Source organism: Erwinia sp. 198 (assembly GCF_003937915.1).
Lineage (GTDB): Bacteria > Pseudomonadota > Gammaproteobacteria > Enterobacterales > Enterobacteriaceae > Erwinia > Erwinia aeris.
In genome coordinates this window covers 199,644-217,263 of the sequence record NZ_RHUM01000005.1, presented here as the reverse complement: position 1 = coordinate 217,263, position 17,620 = coordinate 199,644, and the positions used below count along the sequence as shown (strand labels likewise).

The following is a 17,620-nucleotide window of genomic DNA, read 5'->3' as shown; positions in this document are numbered from 1 at the left end:
AGTTTCCGCACCGATACGGTGGATTTTTCAGTCAGGAACCACGCGTGACCTTTTTACATAATCCGGATAGCAACTGGAAAGCTTTCGCCGCCGTTACCATCGCCAGCCTGCCGCTGCAGAAGGCATTTGTGCATTTCGTCGTGGTATGGCCGCCGATTTGCTACCGTAGACGGCGTTTGTACATTCCTGCCCCCTGGCGGCAAGAAAATCCGCGCAACTAACGGTGAGCATACCGGCTGGCGTGGCTTGTACTGGTTAAATATTGGCTATCATTTCTGCCAGCTCCGTGACTCTTTTTTCCGACATATCAGTAACACATTGATTAATTGCCGCGGTATGACGCTGGTTATTTTCGTCGATCTGAAAGGCATAAATATCACAAGTAGCGTGCATATAATTAAGCCATGCTACCTGAGATTTTTTAATTTTAGCCAGAAGATCCTCACCAATATTTTTATGCGCAGTGTAGCTATGAGTAACTTCAGTTAAATACTTACTGTAAACAGCATCCAGCCTTTTGGTAGCGGCCTCCTTTTTGATATATGAGCAGTTATAGTACTGCTCGCTATTGGTGATCGTCGCGCAATTCTCCTGAGCAAAGCTCGCCTGGCAGATAAGTAATACGAACGCGAGAGATTTTTTCATCGCGACTCCAGTAAATAGTTTACTCTTTGTCTGTCAGGCTCATCATCACGAAGGGTCGGCGTATTTCTTATATAATTAATAAGTTCCTGTGGATTATTATGTGCACCAGCCAGCATAGGGCGCGCGCTTTTGGTATAACCTTGATAAACGAAATCAATTAAAACATTTTTGATGGCCAAACTTAGGGATCCCCAGGGAACGATATCCGATCTGTTTTTTAGCCAGGAGTTATAGTTGTTTTTCGCCCTTACTTCATAATCAGGATATATTTTTTCAAACAATTTTACCTGTTGAATTTCAGTAATAATGCCAATTTCATGATGATGCTTTTTTACAAAATTTCGTGCTTCACACCCTGTCAGGCGTGATGCTTCAGCAAGCTTTTTCGCTTTACTGACCGGCAAGCCCGCATAAGTAAGGTCACTGATGATTTCTGACCGGCTACGGTGACCCAGGTCGTAGCCTCTGCCGAGCGTGACGCCTGACAAAACGCCATCACATCTTTCTGCATCCTGCGGGAAATGAATTTTTCTGGAAAAATAAAGGCTACTTTTACTATTGCTGCCTTCAGCTCTGAAGGTTAATAATCCTTTTTCTGGTTCAAGCATATTCCCTTATCCTTTTGATATCTGATTTAAAGGCTGAGTAAGCTACTCGAGAAATATAACGAAGTATCATCTTGCTTGTAAAGTCTAAAAAAGAACAAAGGAATATTATATAATTTATTACATCGGCAAGGCCGGATGTCGCGTTGGCACGAAGATGAACTACCCGAAAACGCAGCCTGGGCTGTTTCAAACGTCATTAACGCCTCAAAATCAGGAAAATAATGCTTTCACTCAGAGACAGGATCCAGCAGCAGGTCTTTCGCCTGAACGGGCTGGCGATGAACGACTTCGACCTCAGCCAGCCGCCTGGCGATCCCGGTCTTTACGGTCCGGACAGCGTTATCTGGCAGGTGCACGGCGATTTCTCATCAATGTTGTGCGGCGGCATCTCCGCGCTGCTGATGCAGATGCTGCATCCACAGGCGCTGGCAGGCGTCTGGGATCACTCAACCTTTCGCGAGGATATGTCAGGCAGGCTGCGGCGCACCAGCCAGTTTATCGCCGTGACCACCTTTGGCAACACGGCGGACGCCCATACGTTAATTGAGCGCGTAAAACGGATCCATCTGCGGGTAACGGGCGTTGATGGCCAGGGCAACCCCTATGCCGCCAGCGATCCGGCGCTGCTGACCTGGGTACACGTGGCGGAAACCAGCCGCTTTCTGGCCGCCCATCTGCGCTATAAAAATCCGCTGCTCAGCCGTGAGGATCAGGATCGCTATTATGCGGAGGCCGCCGTGGTGGCCGAAGCGCTGGGCGCGGAGCAGGTGCCGAAAACGGTACAGGAAGTCGAGGCTTACCTGACGGCGATGCGGCCGCAGCTGCGCTGTGACGAGCGCACCAGAGCGGTGCTCGCCGTGCTGCTGACCATGCCCGCGCCGAGCTGGCAGGCGCGTCCGGCCATGCGCACTATGATGATGGCGGGCATTGAGCTTTTGCCCGAATGGACGCAGCAGCAGTTTGGCTTTCGCTTTTCCGGCTGGCGGCGGGCGCTAATCCGCCAGCGGATGAAATGGCTGGCGTCCGGGCTGCGCTGGTGCGTGCGTCGCGGCGGCTATTATCGTGCCATGCAGCGCATGGGGCGCGAAATTTGAGATTATTACCCTTGTTGTGACATGGCGCGCACGGGCATCCTGCTCTATTCTCCGGGAAATTCCGGGAAAAGGGATGACCCTGAACCCTTGTCGAGGCGCTATGACACAGACGTACCGGCTGGCTGAAGTCTTTAATCAGCAACAAACCCTTATTGCCACGGTTGAGCAGGATGAGCGCACCGCCTATTTTTACATTCGTCCGGCCGAGCCGTTTCGCGGCCAGTTTGCCGTGCGCGGCTGTTGGCTGAGAAACCTGCTGCCTGCGCCCGCGCAGGAAGACAGCGAGGCGATGGCGCAGGGCATTCCGCCGCTGCTCAGCGCCGAATACTGCCGCACGCTGGAAGCGGAGCCGATATTGCATCCGGCAGGCCTGCAGGTTATCTGGACGCCCGGCGATGACGGTGCGGCGCTCTGGTATCAGGGGCAGCTGCTGGCGGTTATTCCCGGCTGGAGCCTGTATCAGGATAAACAGGTCAGCTTTTCCGCTGGCTGCATCAAAGAGAACCGGCTGACCGCGCCGCTGGGTTCCGCCTCTACCAACAGCTGGTACGCGCGGGCGGAGAAAGATCGTCTTTTCTGGCGCGACTGGCAGGATGCCCAACCGTGGGAAGGCATTCAGCGAGAAATGCTGCGCTGCTACGAGGCGCAATATGGCGAGTCGCTAAAGTACTACGCTATCGACCAGGGCAGCTGGCCGCCAATGGCTATCTCGCAGCACTATCATCAGGGCAACTGGTATTTTCTGACGTTGGGCATGAGCATCCGGCCCATGCCGTGGATCGATTTCCTCTATAAGGATAAAGACGCTGCCGATCGTCGCCGTATCGAGCTGGCGATGGCGATCGACGGCGAGGTGATGAGCGAAGAGAACGCGGTGCAGATGGCCAGCGCGCTGGCAAGCTTTGCGCATTTTCCCTGGGCGCGCCTCAGCTGGCTGGGCGAAGGGCATACGCTCTCTTCCGCCGTCGCGCCGATAGGTTTTGAAGGCTTTTTGCTTTCGGCCACGCTGGGCGATAGTTTTACACTGCCGCCGCGTCAAGGAGAAAAAGTGACGCTGTTATGGGCCACGCCGGTGACGGCCGCCGAGCAGGAATTCGTCGAACAGGAACCACAAGGCGGCCTGCAATTAGTGGAACGCTTAACCGAGGCGGGGTGTAATCCTGTCTTCCGGGCGCGGCCCGAGCTGGTGGATCCGCCGGCTGGCTAAGCCGTGGTACTTTCGCACGATTTTACCCAGCCACGGCCGCTAAAGATATGCCACAATTATCTGAGATAATTCTTAAGAGGTGTGCATGTCTGCAATCGAAGTTATCCTGGTCGACGATCGGGATCGCGCCATCGGTCGAATGGAAAAGCTTGAGGTTCATCAGAAAGGATTGCTGCATCGCGCGGTCACCGTTTACGTGTTTAACTCCCGCCATCAGCTGCTGCTGCAACGGCGCGCCAGCGGTAAATACCACTGCGGCGGGCTGTGGAGCAACACCACCTGCGGCCATCCTTACCCGGAAGAGTCGACGCGCCACGCGGCCGAGCGACGCCTCAATGAAGAAATGGGGCTATCGCTGAAGCTACAGCCCATGTTTGAGCTGAGCTATTACCTGCCGCTGGCAAATGGCCTGATCGAACATGAATATGGTCACGTCCTGTTTACCCTGAGCGATAAGCTACCGCAGCCTAATCCGGAAGAAGCGGACGACTGGCGCTACGCTTCGCTGCCGGAAATTCAGCAGGAAATGGCGGCGCACCCCGAGCGTTTTACGCCGTGGTTTCTGCATACCTTCGCCCGCATCCCCGCCGAATTTGCCCGCTTTACGGCGTGCCGTCATCCGGCCTGCACGCCAGCGCCATAAACTGGCAGCCGTAGCCGGCTACTGTCATCCGCAAGGCGCCCAGGCGCGGCATCAGACGTACCGCCAGCAGCGCGCCGACGATAGCGCCAAAGGCGGCAGCGGAAGCTACCATGCCTGCGCCCGCAGGCGTTAAGCCAAACTCTTTGGTTACGTCCTTCATGCCAAACGCCAGCGCGCCCAGATCGCAGGCGTCCGGAAACATGTCGCCCAGCGCAATCGCGATCGCGATATGCGCATTGCTACGTGCCCGGGTACGGCTGTTTACCAGCGCTGCAACATCCGTTGCCTGACGGATAAACAACGTTTCACCTCTTGGCTTGCTCCCTGCCGTGGCGACATGCGATTCCGCCGTTAGGTCAGTCATGAGGTTATATTCAGTTCTAGTGGTGTGGTTTGTGGGCATACTCCCGGCGGCGGCAGAGTTAAATTCCCGTTAGTTATAAGTTACAACCAAAGGGCGCAATGTAATTTAGTTGTAAGGCGGCGGTTTTAAGTGGTTAATTCTTCAGCTACTCTTGAAGCTGAGTCGATAACAGGGAAACGCGAAATGGCTAAAAGCATAAGGTTGGGCGGCGCGCTGGCGCTGGCGGTTTGGCTGGCGATGGCGGGCGGCGCTCAGGCGGCGGAGGCGGTCAAGGTTGGGTCGAAAATCGATACGGAAGGTTCGCTGCTGGGCAACCTGATTTTACAGGTGCTGGATAAACACGGCGTAAAAACCGTGAACAAAATTCAGCTGGGAAATACGCAGGTCGTCAGGGGCGCCATCACGGCGGGCGAGCTGGATATTTATCCGGAATATACCGGCAATGGCGCTTTCTTCTTTCACGACGAGAAAAACCCGGCCTGGAAAAATGCACAGGCAGGCTATCAGCTGGTTAAAAAGCTCGACGGTGAGAAAAATCATCTGATCTGGCTGACGCCGTCGCCCGCTAACAATACCTGGACCATCGCGGTACGCGGCGATGTGGCGCAGAAAAACAAGCTCGCCACGCTGGCCGATCTCAGTGCCTGGCTGAAAAGCGGCGGCGAATTTAAGCTGGCGGCCTCGGCGGAGTTTATCGAAAGGCCCGACGCGCTGCCCGCTTTCGAGCGTGCCTACCAGTTTAAGCTGGATCAGGATCAGCTGCTGTCGCTGGCGGGCGGCGATACGGCCGTTACGCTGAAAGCGGCAGCGCAGCAAACTTCCGGCGTGAACGCGGCGATGGCTTACGGCACCGACGGCCCGGTAGCGGCGCTTGGCCTGCAAACGCTAAGCGATCCCAGGGGCGTGCAGCCCGTATACGCGCCGACGCCGGTCATCCGTGAAGCGGTGCTGAAAGCCTGGCCGCAAATCGGCGACTGGCTGGAGCCAGTCTTCGCCTCGCTGGATGAAAAAACGTTGCAGCAGCTTAATGCCAAGATTGCGGTAGAAGGGATGGACGCGAAAAAAGTGGCCGCCGACTACCTGCAGCAGAAAAATCTGTAGCCACGCGCGGCAAAATGACTATTCGGGTACATAACCGCGTCACGTTGACGCTGGCGCTGCTGCTGGCGGCAGCGCTGACGGCGCTGCCGTTTCTCAACTGGGCGCCAAACCGGCTCGTTTCCGGTCAGCCGCTTGGGCTGCAGCAGGTAGCCAACGGCCTGGGCTGGTGGCTGTTGCTGCCCGCATTTTTGCTGATGCTGCTCGCTTTTTTGCCGCAGAAGCGCACCAGCCTGGCCTTGACGCTTCTCTGTAGCGAAACGCTGTTTATCGCGCTGATCGCCGCTGGCGGTTATGCGGCCGCCTCGCTGGCGCAGCAGGGCCATCCGCTGGCAAGAGCCTCTCTGGGCAGCGGCTTCTGGCTGGCCGCCGCGCTGGCGCTGCTGATGGCGACTGATACCATCAGCCGTTTGACCCGACAGGGGTTATGGCGTTTGCTGCTGAACGCGCCGATCTGGCTGCCGGCGGTCTTTCTATTGCTGAGCGGCCAGCTCGACGCGCTTTCCCTGCTGAAAGAGTATGCCAACCGGCGCGATGTCTTCGACCAGGCGCTGTCACGACACCTGCTGATTTTGGGCGGCACGCTTTTTCCGGCGCTGCTGATCGGCGTGCCGCTGGGCTGGTACTGCTGTCGTCGTCCGGCCATACAGTCAACGGTTTTCGCCACGCTGAATATCATTCAGACCGTGCCTTCCGTCGCGCTGTTTGGCCTGCTTATCGCCCCGCTCAGCGGGCTGGCGCGCGAGTTTCCGGCCCTGACCACGTTCGGCATCAGCGGCATCGGTATGGCACCCGCGCTAATCGCGCTGGTGCTCTATGCGCTGCTGCCGCTGGTGCGTAGCGTCGTGAGCGGGTTGCAGAACGTGCCGGAAGCAGTGATTGAAACCGCGCGGGGCATGGGCATGAGCAGCGGCCAGATATTCCGCCAGGTCGAGGTGCCGCTGGCGCTGCCGGTACTGCTTGCCGGTCTGCGCGTGACGGCGGTGCAAACCATCGGCATGGCGGTTATCGCCGCGCTGATCGGGGCGGGCGGCTTCGGCGCCGTCATTTTTCAGGGGTTGCTCAGCAGCGCGCTGGATCTGGTCATGTTGGGGGTGATCCCTGTTATCGCCCTGGCGGTGGCGGTGGATACGTTATTTAAGCTGTTGCTTTCCGGGATACAACGCCAGTGATTGAATTTAAAGAGGTGAGTAAATACTTTGCGGGCAAGGCGGCGGTCAGCGATTTGACGCTGCATATCGGCAAAGGCGAATTTACCGTGCTTATCGGCACGTCCGGCTGTGGTAAATCAACCACGCTAAAGATGATTAATCGTTTAATCGAACACGATAAGGGCGCGATACGTTTTGGCGGCGAAGAGATCCGTCGCTTCGACCCGCAGGCGCTGCGGCGGCGGATGGGCTACGTTATCCAGTCTACCGGGCTTTTCCCGCACTGGACGGTGGAAAAAAATATCGCCACCGTGCCGACACTGCTGGGCTGGAGTAAGCCGCAAATCCACGCGCGCGTCAGTGAACTGCTGGCCTTGCTGAATATGGAAGAGGCGTTTCGCCATCGCTATCCGCATCAGCTTTCCGGCGGGCAGCAGCAGCGTATTGGCGTGGCGAGAGCGCTGGCGGCCGATCCGGAAGTGCTGCTGATGGATGAGCCTTTCGGCGCGCTCGATCCGGTGACTCGCGCCACGCTTCAGCAAGAAATTGCCCGTATTCATCGCCTTTCCGGCAAGACAATAGTGCTGGTAACGCACGATATCGACGAGGCGCTGGCGCTGGCTGACCGGCTGGTTTTAATGGACGGCGGCAAAGTGGTGCAGCAGGGCACGCCGACGGCGCTGCTGACAACACCCGTTAACGACTTCGTGCGTCGCTTTTTTGGCCAGAGCGAGTGGGGCATTCGCCTGCTTTCGCTGGGGCTGGCTGGCGAGGCGGCGCGGCGCGGCGAGTGGCTGGAGGAAGAAAGTATTGCGGAAACGCTGACGCTGCGCGAAGCCCTGTCGCTGTTTATCGCGCGTGGAACCGACCGACTGGCGGTACGGGACAGCAAAATGCAGCCGCTCGGCGTGCTGCATTTTGCCGATTTACTGCGGCAGAAGAAGCAATAATATGCGCCTGCTTCGCGATCCGCTCCTCTGGCTGATTTTGCTGTTTGTGACGCTGCTGCTGCTGCTGCCCTATAGCGGCCCGCTGTTCGCGCGCGCTTTTCCCCAGCTCGACAGGCCGCTTTACCAGCAGGAAAGCTTTATCCGGCTGGCGCTGGCGCATATCCGGCTGGTGGCGTTATCCAGCTTCGCTGCGGTGATAGTGGGTCTGGGCGCCGGTATTGCGGTAACGCGCCGGGCGGGAAAGGAGTTTCGCTCGGTAGTAGAAACGCTGGTGGCCGCAGGCCAGACCTTCCCGCCGGTGGCCGTGCTGGCGTTGGCGGTGCCGGTTATCGGCTTTGGCGAACAGCCGGCGATGGTCGCGCTGCTGCTGTATGGGCTGCTGCCAATCTTACAGGGCACGCTGGCCGGTATTGACGCGGTGCCGCCGACTTTGCGCGAGGTGGCGGCGGGCGTGGGCATGGGGCCGCGTCAAATTCTGTTTAAGGTAGAGTTGCCGCTGGCCGCGCCGGTAATCCTGGCGGGGATCCGCACTTCGGTGATTATTAATATCGGCACGGCCACCATCGCTTCAACGGTGGGCGCTAACACGTTGGGATCGCCGGTGATTATCGGTCTGAGCGGCTTTAATACCGCCTATATTCTACAGGGAGCCAGCCTGGTTGCGCTGCTGGCGATCGTAACGGATCGCCTTTTCGAGCGCCTGCTACGACGGTTTAGGCGCGAATAAGGATGGTGTAGCCGGTCAGCATGACGCCGCCGATACCGCCCAGCGCCATCATTAAGAAGATAAAAATTACGCCGATTTTCTGCCAGTTCATACCGTTATCCGCCTGCCGTAAAAAGAGAGCAAAGTATATCGCTTTTATCAGGCGGACGTTAAGTCTTTGCTGGTTTTTAGCAGGAGAAAACAGGCAGGGCCAGCAGGGCGCTGGCGACAATGACCATAAAGCTAAACGGCCTGATGGGCCACGGCATAGCCCTGTTCCTGCCAATGAGCGATTTGCTCATGCTGGCGGCGCGTCAGAGGTTTGCCGGTGAAAATAAACAGCTGCTGGCCGGGAAAGAGCTCGGGGCGCGGCATTTCCAGCGGTTCGGCCAGCACTTCCATACGCCAGCCCTGCTGCGACAGACGCCAGGCCTCCAGCCAGATACGCGTACGATCTTCCGTGCCCCAGCCGATAATCAGCGCATCCTTGCCCGGCTTCTTGCGGCTGCCAGCAAGGCAGAAAGTCGCGTAATCGATCAGGATGCCGTCAAGCAGGCTGCACATCGTTCTGGCTGTATTTTGATCCAGGTTCAGTCGCTGACGGATAGGAATAAAAACGTGGTCAATCAGCGCCGCTGCCGGATGTTCCCGACCGGCCGTTGCCACTTTTGCTCTGAGCTTGGCGGGCCTGACATGACGCAATACCGTCATCATCTCTTCCTGTAGCGCCATCCAGCCGTCGTGCGCGTTAACGCTTTCGCCTTCCAGCAGCGCTTTAACTTTGCCTACCGGTACGCCGCTCTCTATCCAGCGTTTAATCTCTTCAATACGCTGTATATCTTCATCATCAAACTGACGATGGCCGCCTTCGGTACGCTGCGGTTTCAGCAAACCGTAGCGGCGCTGCCACGCGCGAAGCGTAACAGGATTTATCCGACAGCGTTCGGCGACGTCACCAATACTGTATAAAGCCATGCCTTTCCTTAAACCTGTTTAACTCCCCTGAGCCTAACCAACTCTCTATTGTTGTACAACTATTATTTAATTGTACAACTTGCCGGACAAGGCGTCACGTCGTATATCTTGTTGAAACGTGACGGGAAACCCTCAGGCCCCCTCACGTACGCTAACTGTAGTCTACCCGTTAACCCCCGTGTCGCCAAAGCACGATTTACAGGACGATCCGCTACTTATGACCACTATTACCTATTCACTTCTTACCGCAGAAGAGGCCGATAAAGGCCGGGATGAATTATACAATGTATTGAGCGCTTGTGTTGCGCTGGGCGCCAGTATCGGCTTTGTCAGTAATGAACCTGCACCTATGAGACAGTTCTGGACAGGGGTAATCGCCAGCCTCGCCAGCGGCGAAAAGCGGCTGCTGGTTGCTCGCCGGCAGCAGGAGATTGTCGGCACGGTCATCGTAGAATTTTGCGGCAAGCCAAACGGCGCTCATCGCGCAGAAATCGCCAAATTGCTGGTGCATCCTGATGCCAGACGGCAGGGCATCGCTCGCGAACTGTTATGCCGCGCCGAACGGCTGGCGGTACAACAGGGGAAAACGCTGCTGGTGCTGGATACCCGAGCCGGCGACGCGGCCGAGCAGCTTTACCTGGCGCAGGACTGGCAGGTTTGCGGACAGATCCCGCAGTTCGCTACCTCAACCCGTGGCGAGCCGGAAGCCACTACCGTTATGTACAAGCTGGTCACGGCAGGCGTATAGCTACCGTCCTCGCAGTCCTGAAGACAATAGCCGCGGCCAGTTTGTAGAGATAAATATACGAGAAAGCAGGTCGCTGAGACGCTGAATATTACTCAGGCCTCTGTATCGGCCATGGAAAAAAGCGAGAGACCACGCAATCCTGATTTGCAAAAGCTGGCGGAGCTGTACGGTTGTCAGACAGAGCAATCAATTGATGAATAACTAAAAGGCCGGGAAGCCGGCCGGTTTTTGTGAATTTTACTCACGACGGTATGCGGTGGACAAAGATTGAATGCCACGCCAGTTTTCAGTAATGTGATTCTGCTCACACCTTAAGCGACAGCACGCGCTGCTCGCTGATGTTATCCCACTCTCCGATCCGACCCGCAGCTGCGGGCAGCCAAAGGTATTATGTTCCTTGTAAAAGTGATAGGTATCAGTTTTATCTGTATGCTGCTGCTCTCTTTCGCGCAGAGCTACGTTAAGGCGACCCACAGCGGCGTCGCCATCAATGGCCAACACTGGTCGACAGCCAGACGTGATTCGGCAGAGATGGCGCCCGATCCGCAGAAGTTTATCGATACGGCCATCGTACAGGTGTATACCGCGCCGACCTTCGGCTGGCGCGGGCTGTTCGCTGTCCATCCGTGGATCATTTTCAAAAAGGCCGGCGAGAGCCAGTATCATCGCTATGAGGTGGTCAGCTGGGGCAGCAGCAACGTTATTCGTCATAACTACGCCTTGCCCGACGGCTACTGGTTTGGCGCTAAGCCCAGACTGCTGGTCGATCATCGCGGCGAACGCGCGGCGGCAATGATCCCGGCGATCGAAGCCGCTATCGGCAGCTATCCCTGGCCGCGCAGCTATCGCGTCTGGCCCGGCCCCAACAGCAATACTTTTCTGGCGCATATCGGCAGAGAAGTGCCGGAGCTGAAGCTCGATCTGCCTGCCAACGCCATCGGTAAAGACTTCCGGCCGCTGAGCCGTCCGGTGGGGCTTCCCGCCTCAGGCAAAGGCGTGCAGATTTCGCTGCTGGGCGTACTTGGGCTGACGCTGGGTGCGGAGGAAGGCGTGGAGTTTAACGTGCTGGCCTTTAATTTCGGCATCGATTTTAAGCATCCGGCGCTGCGGCTGCCTTTTACCGGCAGGCTGGGCACCAATAAAATCGAAACGGACAGCGGCGGGTAAATTGGGCCCGTCAGCAGGCGCGGACAGCACCAGGTTGCGAGCCGCGCCGCAGGATTAACCTTCAGGGACTATTGCTGAACGAAATACTGTGTAAAAATACAGGCCGTTTCAATAAAAAGTGGTTGATATGGCGCTAACTGCCGCGTTAAAAGCGCAAATTGCCGGCTGGTATAAGGCTCTCCAGCAGCAAATTCCCGATTTTATTTCCCGAGCGCCGCAGCGGCAGATGATTGCCGAAGTGGCGAAAACGCTGGCGGGCGACGAAGGGCGCCATCTGGCGATTGAAGCCCCGACCGGCGTCGGCAAAACGCTCTCCTATCTGATCCCCGGCATCGCCGTCAGCCGTGCGGAAGATAAGCCGCTGGTGGTCAGCACCGCCAACGTGGCGCTGCAGGATCAGATCTTCACGAAAGATCTGCCGCTGTTGCAGAAAATCATTCCCGATCTGCGTTTTACCGCCGCTTTTGGTCGGGGCCGCTACGTCTGCCCGCGCAACCTCTCCGCGCTGGGCGGCGATGAAGAAAAGCAGGGTGATTTGCTGCTGTTTCTTGATGATGAAATGACCGCCAGCAAGGATGAGCGGGCGCTCTGCACCACGCTGGCGAAAAATCTCGATCGCCATCAGTGGGACGGCCTGCGTGACCACTGCGAAGAGACGATTGAAGATTCGCTCTGGCAACGCATCAGTACCGATAAAGCCAACTGTCTGGGCAGCAACTGCCATTGGTTCCGGGAATGCCCGTTCTACCTGGCCCGGCGGGAAATCGAAAACGCCGATGTGGTGGTGGCTAATCATGCGCTGGTCATGGCGGCGCTGGAAACGGAATCGGTGCTGCCGCCGGCGAAAAATCTGCTGCTGGTACTTGATGAAGGACACCACCTGCCGGACGTGGCGCGCGACGCGCTGGAAATGAGCGGGGACATCACTCCCGCCTGGAGCACGTTACAGCTCGACCTTTTCTGTCGTCTGGTTGAACAGTGTATGGCGCAGTTCCGGCCGAAAAAGCCGCCGCATCTTGGCAATCCGGAGCGGCTTAAAGCCCACTGCGAAGAGGTGCGCGAGCAGCTGCAACAGCTGTCGCAAATCCTGGTGCAGCTGTTGCCGCCCGGCAATCAGGAAAGCGAATACCGGTTCGAGATGGGCCTGCTGCCGGAAGAGGTAATGACGCTGTGCGCGCGCCTGTTCAAACTCAGCGACGGGCTGCGCGGGCTGGCAGAGGCGCTGCTGAACGATCTCAGTGAAAAAACAGGTCAGTTCGACGTAGTGCGCCTGCACCGTACGCTGATCCAGATGAACCGCGCGCTGGGCTGGTTCGAGGCCAGCAGCAAGCTGTGGCGGCTCGCCTCAATGGCGCAGGCCTCCGGCGCGCCGGTGTCCAAATGGGTGACGCGCGAGCTGCGTGAAGGTAACCCGCACTTACTGTTTCACTGCGCTGGTATCCGCGTCAGCGAGCAGCTGGAAAAACTGCTGTGGCGTAAAATCCCGCACGTGGTGCTGACCTCCGCCACGCTACGCTCGCTGAACAGCTTTCAGCGCCTGCAGGAGATGGCGGGCCTGAGCGAAAAGCCGGGCGATCGCTTTGTCGCGCTGGATTCGCCTTTTAACCACGTTGAGCAGGGCAAGCTGATTATCCCGCAGATGCGCTACGAGCCGATGCTGGCTAACGAAGTGGAACACCTGGCGGAAATGGCGCACTTTTTCCGCCAGCAGATTAAAGAAGGCAAACACAAAGGGCTGCTGGTGCTGTTTGCCAGCGGGCGGGCGATGCAGCAGTTTATCTCTTACCTGCCGGAGCTGCGGCTGATGCTGCTGGTGCAGGGCGACAGGCCGCGTCCGGCGCTGGTGGCGCTGCATCGTAAAAAGGTGGAGCAGGGCGAAACCAGCGTGCTGGTGGGCCTGCAATCCTTTGCCGAAGGGCTGGATCTGAAGGGTGACCTGCTGTCGCAGGTGCATATCCATAAAATTGCCTTTCCGCCGGTGGACAGTCCGGTTATTTTGACGGAGGGCGAATGGCTGAAAAGCCTCAAGCGCTATCCTTTTGAAGTACAAAGCCTGCCGAGCGCCTCTTTTAACCTGATCCAGCAGGTGGGCAGGCTGATCCGCAGCCACGACTGTTTCGGCGAGATAGTGATTTACGATCGTCGTTTGCTGACCAAAAGCTATGGCGCACGCCTGCTGGGCGCGCTACCGGTTTTCCCCATTGAGCAGCCGCCTATGCCGCCGGGGGAGCCGCCAAAAGCCGTTGCGGCCGTACCGGGTAAGAAAACCGTACGTCGTCGCCGTCGCTAACAACCCAACAGAGCAGAAGCATGGACTATACAAAAATTATTAAAGAAATCGGCCGCGGGAAAAATCATGCCCGCGACCTCGATTTTGCTACCGCCAGCGAGCTTTACAGTCGGATGCTGGCGGATGAGGTGTCGCCGCTTGAGATGGGCGCGATCCTGATTGCGCTGCGAATCAAAGGCGAGGGCGAGCAGGAGATGCTCGGCTTTTATCAGGCAGTACAGGCACGCGTGCTGAAACTACAACCGCCTGCCAGCCTGCCTGTGCCGATGGTGATCCCAAGCTATAACGGCGCGCGTAAACAGGCGAACCTGACGCCGCTGCTGGCGCTATTGCTCTCCCTGCTCGGTTTTCCTGTGGTGGTGCACGGCGTCAGCGATGACCCGACTCGCGTTACCAGTGAGGCGGTGTTTGCCGCGCTGGGCGTTAAGGCGGTATCGGACATGCAGGAAGCGCAGCAGCGGCTGGAAGAGGGCAAACTGGTCTTCGTGTCGGTTGAAACGCTTTGCGCGCCGCTGGCGCGACAGCTCTCGCTGCGCTGGCAGCTGGGCGTACGCAACAGCGCGCATACGCTGGCGAAGCTGCTGACGCCGTTTGGCGAAGATGCGGCGCTGCGGCTTTCCAGCGTATCGCACCCGGAATATATCCCGCGCGTGGGTAAATTCTTCCAGGCCATCGGCGGCCGCGCGCTGCTGCTTAACGGTACGGAAGGCGAGGTATATGCCAATCCGCAGCGCTGCCCGGCGCTGAATCTGATTGCCGGCGAGGAGCCGGAGGTGCTGTTACCAAGGCAGCCGGAAAGCCATATCGCCCGTGACGCGCTGCCTGCAGGTAAAGAGGCTGAAACAACGGCTGAGTGGATCAGGCGTTGCCTCAACCGCGAAGTAGCGGTGCCGCAGTCGCTGCGTCAGCAGATCGCCTGCTGTTACGTCGCCACGGGCCGAGCGATGGACGTGGACAGCGCCCTGGAGCAAATAGCGAAGGCCGGATACTGAGGCTGGCCGGGTGTTTTAGCCAGGGCGGCGATAAGCTGTTTTACCCGCTGAACGGTTCCGCCGGACTGAACATGAACGTTTGCCGTGCTGAGCGGCAAAGCATTAAACCGGTAAGGCGTTCTGTGCATAAATACCGTCTTCCCTGAAAAATCTGCCGTCAGGATAAAGCGGTTTGGTAGTGAAGCCAGCGACGTTTCCATGAAGCGGAACAGGGCGCGCAAAGTTTTTACGCGCCTGCCAGCTTCCTGCATTTTTTTTAAAGTGGATCTAAAAAGCGGGGTGGCCTTTTGGCCAGGCCGGAAAGCGCATGGCGCTTATCCGAGCGGCAGAAGCTTTTCCGCCAGCGCTGTCCAGAAGGTAACGCCTTCCGGGATAACATCATCGTTAAAATCGTAGCGGGCGTTATGCAGCGGAGCAGAGGGCACCTCGCCGTCCGCCCCCATCCAGAAATAGGCGCCGGGGCAGGCTTCCAGCATGCAGGCGAAATCTTCCGACGCCATTGATGGACTGGTTTCCCAGTGAACCTGTTCTGTCGGCAGTAATGCCAGCGCGCAGTCGCGAACCTGCTGTGCGGCGGCGGCGTGATTGCAGGTCACCGGATAATCGGTCAGATAGTCAATGCTGCCGTCAATGCCCAGCGGCGCGGTAAAGGTGGTAACAAAGTCGTCAATCATGCCGCGCACCCGGCTGCGCACATCGGCCTGCAGGCATCTTAGCGTGCCGCGAAGCACCACGCTTTCCGGGATAACGTTAATGGCTTCGCCACCATTAATTTGCGTGATGCTGACTACCGCAGAGGAGAGCGGCGACAGGCGTCGGGCCGGGATAGTTTGCAGCGCGAGAATGAGCTGCGCGGCGGCTACGATCGGATCGGCACCGTTTTCCGGCATCGCCGCGTGGCAGCTTTTCCCACGCAGCGTAATTTCAAAAGCGTCCAGCGAGGCCATCATGGGGCCGCTGTTTACCGCCACATGGCCGACCGGCAGGCCTGGCCAGTTGTGCAGGCCGTAGATAGCGTCCATGGGAAACAGCGTAAACAGGCCGTCGGCAACCATTTTTCTGGCACCGCCCAGGTTTTCTTCCGCAGGCTGAAAAACAAAATGCAGCGTGCCGCTGAAACGCCGCGTGACGCTGAGATGTTTTGCCGCAGCCAGCAGCATGGCCGTGTGGCCATCATGTCCGCAGGCGTGCATGACGCCCGGCCGTGCAGAGCGCCACGGCGCATCGCCCAGCTCGGTGATGGGCAGGGCGTCCATATCCGCGCGAAAACCGATAGTGGGGCCGGGGCCGTTTTCCAGCGTGCCTACCACGCCGGTACCTGCAAGGCCCGTGTGCACTTGTAAACCAAACTCGCGCAGCAGCACCGCTACGCGCTGTGAAGTTTCATCTTCGTGATAGCCCAGCTCCGGCCTTGAGTGAAACTGTCTGCGCCATTCAATGGCTTCCTGAATCAGCGAAACGGGGATCATATCTTCTCCTTTGCGGACGATAAGCCGGAAGGCGAGCGCGGCACTGCTGCCTGACAATTATTTTTCAACAGCGAGGGAGCTCAGAGCAACAGGTTCTCTATTTCCTGCCAGTTTTTCACCCGCCTGTAGCCGGTTACCTGCAAGTTGTGCGGGGCGCTATAAAGGATGCCTTCTCCGCAAAACCCTGCGAAATTATGGGCGTTATCATCAATCATATAATCCGCATTGATGATGCTTTTGTTGCCGCAGAACACAATATTACTGGGTTGGATGGCCGGAAAATGGGCATTTAACCAGCGGAATTTCGCATTAAACGAAGAGGGCATCTGCATGGCGGCCGTGGTGATAAAGATCTCGTAACGATGGCTTAGCGCCTCAATCACGCGCTGGCTGTCGGCAATTACGTCCAGATCGCCAAAAAATTCCGCGTCTTCGCTGACCCGGCTAAAGATCTCCTGCAGCATCTCGGGCTTTTCCTCTGCCAGGCTGAACAGATTGAGTTCGCTGTGCGCCAGTTCCAGAGAGAAATGGCGGTTAAACGTGGCAACCATTTTAGGATGGAAATCAGCAATGACCTCATCCATATCAATAGCAATTCTCTTCATTATCACTCCATGATGGCTTTCGGGATGCGTAACATCATACCAAAAAAAGGGATGCAGCAGGGGTTGCCGTTCGCGTTGAAAAGCAGAGCTGCGCGTCTGAAACAGCGCGGGGCATTGTCGTCCGCTCCGGCTTTTCTTCGCTGCGGCCGTTTACGGCGCGGCCATCGGCATGTCGGCGCCGGGTTGCCCGGCGCTCTTGCCTGATAGCAATGGTGTATAAGCTAAAAGAAAGCGATCTAAGCCGCCCTGAACAAGGCGGCGCAAAATGGCTCAGGACTGGCGTGCGTCCGGCCGCACTAAATCAAAACGTAAATCGTCGCTAATGGCGTAATAGGCGCTGGGGCCGCCCGCACGCAATATAGGATTGGCTTTAGCCGTCTGATAGATGCCGTTTTCCAGCAGCTTGTGATCGATATGGATCGCCACCGCCTCGCCCAGCACCAGCCACTGCTCCAGCTTGCCGCCGTCGGCGTCTTGCAGCTGGATAACCTGCGTCAGCTTGCATTCAAAATTTACCGGGCTTTCGGCTACCATGCTGACCGCTACCTGCGTGCCGGGCATGGGCGTAACGCCGGAAAAAGCGAATTCATCCTCGCCGCGCGGCAGCGAAGCCGAACTTTCATTCATCGCCACGGCCAGCTCGCGGGTAGCCAGGTTCCAGACAAACTCGCCGGTTTCCACGATGTTCGCCACGCTGTCTTTCCAGCCCTGGCTGGAGAAACCAATAACAGGCGGCTTATAGTTAAAGCAGTTAAAAAAGCTGTAGGGTGCCAGATTGCGCTCGCCACTGGCGCTTTGTGAACTGATCCAGCCGATGGGACGCGGGCCGATAATAGCGTTCAAAGGATCATGGGGCAGACCGTGGCCAAGACGCGGCTGATAAGTATGGCGGGAAGAGGACATCTGAA

At 57.5% G+C, this 17,620-nt stretch carries 20 protein-coding genes and 1 pseudogene; 13 read left to right on the top strand and 8 right to left on the bottom strand.

The features are described 5' to 3' along the window. Nucleotides 1-44 precede the first annotated feature (44 nt). Nucleotides 45-221 carry a hypothetical protein gene (locus EGK14_RS21285; RefSeq protein WP_158616038.1) on the top strand — a complete coding sequence of 59 codons (177 nt, stop codon included), beginning with the start codon at nt 45-47 and terminating at the stop codon, nt 219-221. A 34-nt stretch (nt 222-255) separates the two neighbouring features. On the opposite strand, the gene EGK14_RS09360 is transcribed toward EGK14_RS21285, so the two are convergent. Then, entirely contained in the window at nt 256-645 is a 390-nt protein-coding gene (locus EGK14_RS09360) for a lysozyme inhibitor LprI family protein (RefSeq protein WP_125288814.1), read from the bottom strand. Continuing rightward, nucleotides 642-1,253 carry a pesticin C-terminus-like muramidase gene (locus EGK14_RS09355; protein WP_125288813.1) on the bottom strand — a complete coding sequence of 204 codons (612 nt, stop codon included), beginning with the start codon at nt 1,251-1,253 and terminating at the stop codon, nt 642-644. Before EGK14_RS09355 ends, EGK14_RS09360 begins: the two co-directional genes overlap by 4 nt. 221 nt (nt 1,254-1,474) lie before the next feature. Here EGK14_RS09355 and EGK14_RS09350 point away from each other — a divergent pair, with 221 nt between their 5' ends. The 3 genes from EGK14_RS09350 (at nt 1,475) to idi (ending at nt 4,197) form a co-directional block, all read left to right on the top strand. Next, nucleotides 1,475-2,347, top strand: coding sequence for an oxygenase MpaB family protein (locus tag EGK14_RS09350; protein ID WP_125288812.1), 873 nt, complete (start codon nt 1,475-1,477; stop codon nt 2,345-2,347). Nucleotides 2,348-2,447: 100 nt separating this feature from the next. Beyond that, nucleotides 2,448-3,554 (top strand): suppressor of fused domain protein, encoded by a 1,107-nt coding sequence (locus EGK14_RS09345; protein ID WP_125288811.1) that lies wholly within the window; start codon nt 2,448-2,450, stop codon nt 3,552-3,554. An 85-nt stretch (nt 3,555-3,639) separates the two neighbouring features. Next, nucleotides 3,640-4,197, top strand: a complete 558-nt coding sequence (gene idi / locus EGK14_RS09340; RefSeq protein ID WP_125288810.1) for an isopentenyl-diphosphate Delta-isomerase — start codon at nt 3,640-3,642, stop codon at nt 4,195-4,197. Here idi and EGK14_RS09335 read toward each other — a convergent pair. Beyond that, the gene (locus tag EGK14_RS09335; RefSeq protein WP_125288809.1) at nt 4,157-4,561 is read right to left on the bottom strand and encodes a hypothetical protein; all 405 of its coding nucleotides are present in this window, start codon (nt 4,559-4,561) and stop codon (nt 4,157-4,159) included. The genes idi and EGK14_RS09335 overlap by 41 nt on opposite strands. Nucleotides 4,562-4,744: 183 nt before the next feature. Here EGK14_RS09335 and EGK14_RS09330 point away from each other — a divergent pair, with 183 nt between their 5' ends. The 4 genes from EGK14_RS09330 to EGK14_RS09315 are packed head-to-tail and all read left to right on the top strand — an operon-like array spanning nt 4,745 to nt 8,487. Then, nucleotides 4,745-5,662: an ABC transporter substrate-binding protein gene (locus EGK14_RS09330; RefSeq protein ID WP_125288808.1), complete on the top strand. Its 918-nt coding sequence runs from the start codon at nt 4,745-4,747 to the stop codon at nt 5,660-5,662. A gap of 14 nt (nt 5,663-5,676) precedes the next feature. Next, entirely contained in the window at nt 5,677-6,831 is a 1,155-nt protein-coding gene (locus EGK14_RS09325) for an ABC transporter permease (RefSeq protein WP_125288807.1), read from the top strand. Beyond that, entirely contained in the window at nt 6,828-7,760 is a 933-nt protein-coding gene (locus tag EGK14_RS09320; protein WP_125288806.1) for an ABC transporter ATP-binding protein, read from the top strand. The genes EGK14_RS09325 and EGK14_RS09320 overlap by 4 nt, the downstream gene beginning before the upstream one ends. A 1-nt stretch (nt 7,761) precedes the next feature. Beyond that, a complete protein-coding gene (locus tag EGK14_RS09315) occupies nt 7,762-8,487 on the top strand; it encodes an ABC transporter permease (protein ID WP_125288805.1) in 726 nt (241 codons plus the stop codon). Here EGK14_RS09315 and EGK14_RS09310 read toward each other — a convergent pair. Next, entirely contained in the window at nt 8,474-8,578 is a 105-nt protein-coding gene (locus EGK14_RS09310; protein WP_125288804.1) for a protein YohO, read from the bottom strand. The genes EGK14_RS09315 and EGK14_RS09310 overlap by 14 nt on opposite strands. Before the next feature lie 131 nt (nt 8,579-8,709). Continuing rightward, entirely contained in the window at nt 8,710-9,441 is a 732-nt protein-coding gene (locus EGK14_RS09305; RefSeq protein ID WP_125288803.1) for a MerR family transcriptional regulator, read from the bottom strand. Between the two features lie 217 nt (nt 9,442-9,658). Here EGK14_RS09305 and EGK14_RS09300 point away from each other — a divergent pair, with 217 nt between their 5' ends. The 5 genes and pseudogenes from EGK14_RS09300 to ybiB all read left to right on the top strand — a co-directional run bounded on the left by EGK14_RS09300 (nt 9,659) and on the right by ybiB (nt 14,638). Further along, a complete protein-coding gene (locus EGK14_RS09300) occupies nt 9,659-10,189 on the top strand; it encodes a GNAT family N-acetyltransferase (protein WP_125288802.1) in 531 nt (176 codons plus the stop codon). A gap of 63 nt (nt 10,190-10,252) precedes the next feature. Continuing rightward, a pseudogene (locus tag EGK14_RS09295) lies at nt 10,253-10,390 on the top strand (helix-turn-helix domain-containing protein); the annotation flags it as partial. Nucleotides 10,391-10,579: 189 nt separating this feature from the next. Then, on the top strand, nt 10,580-11,356 hold the full coding sequence (locus EGK14_RS09290) for a DUF3750 domain-containing protein (protein WP_125288801.1): 777 nt from the start codon (nt 10,580-10,582) through the stop codon (nt 11,354-11,356). A 127-nt stretch (nt 11,357-11,483) separates the two neighbouring features. Further along, nucleotides 11,484-13,646 (top strand): ATP-dependent DNA helicase DinG, encoded by a 2,163-nt coding sequence (gene dinG, locus EGK14_RS09285; protein WP_125288800.1) that lies wholly within the window; start codon nt 11,484-11,486, stop codon nt 13,644-13,646. A 20-nt stretch (nt 13,647-13,666) separates the two neighbouring features. Further along, complete coding sequence (gene ybiB, locus EGK14_RS09280) at nt 13,667-14,638, top strand: DNA-binding protein YbiB (RefSeq protein WP_125288799.1); 972 nt, start codon at nt 13,667-13,669, stop codon at nt 14,636-14,638. A gap of 314 nt (nt 14,639-14,952) precedes the next feature. On the opposite strand, the gene EGK14_RS09275 is transcribed toward ybiB, so the two are convergent. The 3 genes from EGK14_RS09275 to EGK14_RS09265 all read right to left on the bottom strand — a co-directional run bounded on the left by EGK14_RS09275 (nt 14,953) and on the right by EGK14_RS09265 (nt 17,615). Next, entirely contained in the window at nt 14,953-16,107 is a 1,155-nt protein-coding gene (locus tag EGK14_RS09275) for a M20 aminoacylase family protein (protein ID WP_125288798.1), read from the bottom strand. Between the two features lie 80 nt (nt 16,108-16,187). Next, a complete protein-coding gene (locus EGK14_RS09270) occupies nt 16,188-16,712 on the bottom strand; it encodes a 5'-3'-deoxyribonucleotidase (RefSeq protein ID WP_125288797.1) in 525 nt (174 codons plus the stop codon). 270 nt (nt 16,713-16,982) lie between these two features. Next, a complete protein-coding gene (locus tag EGK14_RS09265; protein WP_125288796.1) occupies nt 16,983-17,615 on the bottom strand; it encodes a flavin reductase family protein in 633 nt (210 codons plus the stop codon). Nucleotides 17,616-17,620 lie beyond the last annotated feature (5 nt).